The sequence below is a fragment of the Acinetobacter sp. R933-2 genome (assembly GCF_030325485.1).
Taxonomy (GTDB): Bacteria; Pseudomonadota; Gammaproteobacteria; order Pseudomonadales; family Moraxellaceae; genus Acinetobacter; species Acinetobacter sichuanensis.
Genome location: NZ_JACAIJ010000041.1, coordinates 1 through 4,074 on the forward strand (window position 1 = coordinate 1; position 4,074 = coordinate 4,074).

Genomic DNA, 4,074 nt, shown 5'->3' on the forward strand with positions numbered 1-4,074 from the left:
GAAATTGTCATTTTTTGCCTATAAAATAGGTTAAAAAATGAACAATTTTAACTTTTTCTGAATTCAATCAAGACTTATAGTGGTTAAAATATCCACAAAATGTGCGGATAAATCTAAGGATAATTTTTAAGCTTTGTAAGCCACAACGTACAACATTTTAAGGTATTGGCGAATAGGCAGATTCCCTCTAATTTTCTATCATGAACCCATAGCGAGCAGGATGCTCCAGACAACAATAAGAAAAGACAGCAACGGATATGCAGGTTCGACAGGAGTCAGACCAAAGCATCAAATATGTAAAAAACCCCGACAGGATGTCGGGGTTTTTTATTGCATAAAATTTTTTATGGGATATTTAATCTTAATATAAATCTGAATTATCCTAGAAAATAGTAGAAACTATCTCCATTTTTATTAAGGATATAGCACATGTCAAAGTCCAATGATAATGGTCGTGCTTTAGAAGCAAGATTAGTAGAAGTAATAACTCAGCAAAATTTGAACATTCATCTAATTGGATCAACAAAAAATGATCAAATTAGAGATCTAGTTCATTTTTATGAATTACCAGTAGGGCAACAAAAAGATTTTTCAGAATTTTCTATACGCTATATTCAAGAAATTTCAGTTCAAGATATTGATTCTATTGAAAGACTTAAAGATACAGCTGCTAAACAAGGTGATGTTACAGATATTCGAATAATTTACAAAGATAAATCGGTTCGAAATATTTCTTTAAAACATAACCATGATGCTTGTAAGCACCAAAGACCAGCAGCACTAATTAAAAATCAATTAGGCATATTAGATAAAGAACTTGATGCACAATACCGTAAAGACCTAAATACTATTTATGAACGTTTTCATTCAAAAGTATTACTTAGCGATAAGGAAAATGATAACTATCTGTTTAGATTAGTAAAAGAAAGAGATCCTAGCTTAATCACAAATCTATATAGCGATGTCTGTAATTTAGTTAAAAAATATCTTTTAGAATATGCAGATGAAGCTGCTATAAAAAAATATTTTAAATTTTTAGTTGGAAATACAACTTTTGAAAAAGTTGCAGTATATCCAAAAACTAGAACAATTATGATTAAAGACTTTACTTCGGTAGCTGATGCAACTGCTGTAATTAATGCCTATATTCATCCTGATAATGGGCACTTAATTGTGAAGTTTAATAATAATTTTATTTTAGATATGAGATTACATACAGCCAGTTCGAGATTTTTACTTGGAAAATCATTAAGTTTGAAATTTGATTCAGTGGTAGATATGGATAATGCACCTGTACCTCAACGGTCTATCTCATTTTAAAAAGAAAAACGTGAAGCTATCGCTTCACGTTTTTTTCAGCTTGCTTTTAATATAGCTTTAGACTGATTCAATGCATTCATAATACTTTCTGCTAGAATCTTAGCAAAATCAACATTTACGGCATTTCCAATCATTTTATATCCATGATTTACATCTGAATATTTAAAAATAAAATCGTCTGGAAAACTTTGAATCCGGGCACATTCTCGTACACTTAAACGTCTATATTCACCCTTTGGTGAAAAGATAAATTTATCTTGTTCAAGCTTAATCATTTTGGGTGCACTAGGATGAATCGGAGCATGGCGACCACCAGCTTGAATCGTAAATGAGGGTTCATCCCAGGTCCTAACGCGATTTCGAGACATATACATTGAGGAAAAGCCGCCAGTCATATACTCATGATTTGCTACATTTACTTCTGGATTTGGTTTTGATTTATTTAAAGCCGGAACTGCATTATGTTCAAGGTCTTGAATAATATCTGCTAAACAATGAACTTCATTCGTTTCTTCTGGAAAAGAATAGTGAATATTCAAATCTGTTCTAAAACCAATGAAAATGACTCGTTTTCGATCTTGAGCAATACCAAAGTCAGCAGCATTGAGAAGCTTAAAGTGCAAATCATAACCAGCTTCCAGAAAGGTATTTTTAATGTTTTCTAGTGCATCCTTATGTCTAGGTGCCAACATACCACTAACATTTTCTGCTAAGAAAAATGCAGGCTTTTTTGCATTTAAAATACGAATGAAATCAAAGAATAACTGTCCTCTTTTATCCTCAATTCCCCTTCTAGAACCAGCTTCACTCCAGCTTTGGCATGGTGGTCCACCAATAATACCATCACAGTCTGGAACTTCTGATTCATTAATCAAAGTGATGCTACGGGTATCTAGAGTTGTGTTGGTATGATTATGCTCATAGGTTGCCCAAATATCCTTATCAAATTCATTGGCAAAAATAATGTCAAATCCTGCTTGTTTAAAACCAAGATCTAAACCACCTGCACCAGAGAAGAAGGAAGCTACTTTAAGAGACATATTAGAAAAACACAGTTGAATATTTAGATGTAATTTTTACATTTTTGGCATCAAAAGGCCAGCTTTTTTTAGAGAAATGTCTTAGGTTGTCGTTATGATAATATTCATAAGTGCAACTTCGCATAAGGTGTATTATGTTAATTTTAGGAAATATTCATAATGAAACCTATGCACTTTATCTACTGAAATTAAAGTTAAAATTTATTATTTGTTGGTAGATTTAAACCTTTGATATATTAGTTAATATCCTTTTTAATTTTATTAAATCATGCAAATACGTTGTGAAAGTTGTGGACATACACAAGAAGTAAATAAAGAATTAATACTGAAAATTATAGGGGGTTCAGTTTCTGGGTTTGGGATATGGGCTTGGACTTCTTTCTTTTTTGCTGGAACAGGCTTTGCCATGCCAATCTGTATTGCTATAGTAATTGGTGGCACAGGAATAGCTGCTTATTCTAAAGAAGTTATAGAATGGCTTATAAAAAAAGGTTATTCATGCCCTAAATGTAATAATAAAAAATGGGTTGCTATCTTAAACGAGGAAAAGTCTAAACCTGCTGAAAAAATTATTAAAAAAAGTGAACATAGTAAAGTTGAAAATGCGACAACGTATTTATATTTATTAAAGTATTTTGCTCTAAAGTATGATCAGAATTGGACTCCAGAAAAAATAGAGTTGATCAAAAAGTTTTGCAAAGAAAATTACTTAGTAGTATCTGACAGAGATTTTTCAATTTTATTAGCAACGAACAGTGTAAAAGGACAATATTTACATAGTTTATTACCTGAATTTTTAGCAACAAATCCGTCTAAGACTAATAAAGAAAATCTATATTCAGCATGCACCAAACTTTTAATAAAAACTTGTAATTCTCAAGAGTACAGAGAAAAGGATCTCATGTATTTTGGGAGTAAATTAGGCTTAAGTAATAGTTTTTGTAGAGATGTTATGTGGAATCCCATTTAACATAATGGGCGTTATACGCAGTCAAAAATGGGAGCCTAAGCTCCCATTTTTATTGATGATTTTTTAATTCTTTTAGCATGGCATCCCGCAAGATTTCATTCATACGTGTCTGATAACCTTTGCCTTGAGCTTTAAACCATGCAAGTACATCAGCATCTAAACGAATGGAAGTCTGTTGCTTCACTGGGCGATAGAATTGATTATGGCGTACAGCATTGCTCCAATCTGTAATTTCAGGCATATCTGATAGATCTAGCTGATCATCAGGAACCGTGCCTTTAGCAAGCAAGCGTTGAATTTCAGCATCTTGCTTCTCACTAAATTTTTCATTTAGTTCTTTGCGTGAGTATCTAACCGTGCTCATATTGATTGCGCTCCGCTTTAGTGACCTGTCTTGCACTAATGATTCTTATGATTTCACAGTCATCTTCATCAAAGATGGTATGAGTTACTAAGAGCATTAGTACGCCTTTCACTTTTCCAATGGTCTGCCAACGTTCTTCGCCATCGGTATGTCTGTCCTGAATTGAGATCCTTAGAGGATCATCAAAGACAAGGCTTGCAGTTTCGAAAGAGATATCATGCTTTTTCTGATTCTTTTGGTTCTTCGCCTCGTCCCATTCGAAATACAGTTCCATAAAAAACATTCAAATTTGTATATACAATAATGTATCACATCTTTGTATTACACAAGACAAAAAGTGGAAATTTTGGTCAAAATTATAGGCAAAAGATATCAGACCT

Annotated in this window: 5 protein-coding genes; 2 read left to right on the top strand and 3 right to left on the bottom strand. The window is 32.7% G+C overall.

The window, feature by feature from the left end; all coding sequences use genetic code 11:
- The first annotated feature begins 429 nt into the window (after positions 1 to 429).
- Positions 430 to 1,320: a HaeIII family restriction endonuclease gene (locus HX005_RS19370; protein WP_286378561.1), complete on the top strand. Its 891-nt coding sequence runs from the start codon at positions 430 to 432 to the stop codon at positions 1,318 to 1,320.
- Between the two features lie 35 nt (positions 1,321 to 1,355).
- Here HX005_RS19370 and HX005_RS19375 read toward each other — a convergent pair whose 3' ends face one another.
- On the bottom strand, positions 1,356 to 2,360 hold the full coding sequence (locus HX005_RS19375; RefSeq protein WP_286378562.1) for a DNA cytosine methyltransferase: 1,005 nt from the start codon (positions 2,358 to 2,360) through the stop codon (positions 1,356 to 1,358).
- Positions 2,361 to 2,628: 268 nt separating this feature from the next.
- Here HX005_RS19375 and HX005_RS19380 point away from each other — a divergent pair, with 268 nt between their 5' ends.
- The gene (locus tag HX005_RS19380; protein WP_286378563.1) at positions 2,629 to 3,330 is read left to right on the top strand and encodes a hypothetical protein; all 702 of its coding nucleotides are present in this window, start codon (positions 2,629 to 2,631) and stop codon (positions 3,328 to 3,330) included.
- A gap of 49 nt (positions 3,331 to 3,379) precedes the next feature.
- On the opposite strand, the gene HX005_RS19385 is transcribed toward HX005_RS19380, so the two are convergent.
- Together HX005_RS19385 and HX005_RS19390 are read right to left on the bottom strand one after the other, a co-directional pair.
- Positions 3,380 to 3,694 (bottom strand): BrnA antitoxin family protein, encoded by a 315-nt coding sequence (locus HX005_RS19385; protein ID WP_286378564.1) that lies wholly within the window; start codon positions 3,692 to 3,694, stop codon positions 3,380 to 3,382.
- Positions 3,681 to 3,968: a BrnT family toxin gene (locus tag HX005_RS19390; RefSeq protein WP_286378565.1), complete on the bottom strand. Its 288-nt coding sequence runs from the start codon at positions 3,966 to 3,968 to the stop codon at positions 3,681 to 3,683. Before HX005_RS19390 ends, HX005_RS19385 begins: the two co-directional genes overlap by 14 nt.
- Between the last annotated feature and the right edge of the window lie 106 nt (positions 3,969 to 4,074).

Bases quoted from the DNA above. Each gene is read 5' to 3' on its own strand.
- HX005_RS19370 (WP_286378561.1), top strand. From the start codon at position 430: ATGTCAAAGTCCAATGATAATGGTCGTGCTTTAGAAGCAAGATTAGTA.
- HX005_RS19375 (WP_286378562.1), bottom strand. From the start codon at position 2,360: ATGTCTCTTAAAGTAGCTTCCTTCTTCTCTGGTGCAGGTGGTTTAGAT.
- HX005_RS19380 (WP_286378563.1), top strand. From the start codon at position 2,629: ATGCAAATACGTTGTGAAAGTTGTGGACATACACAAGAAGTAAATAAA.
- HX005_RS19385 (WP_286378564.1), bottom strand. From the start codon at position 3,694: ATGAGCACGGTTAGATACTCACGCAAAGAACTAAATGAAAAATTTAGT.
- HX005_RS19390 (WP_286378565.1), bottom strand. From the start codon at position 3,968: ATGGAACTGTATTTCGAATGGGACGAGGCGAAGAACCAAAAGAATCAG.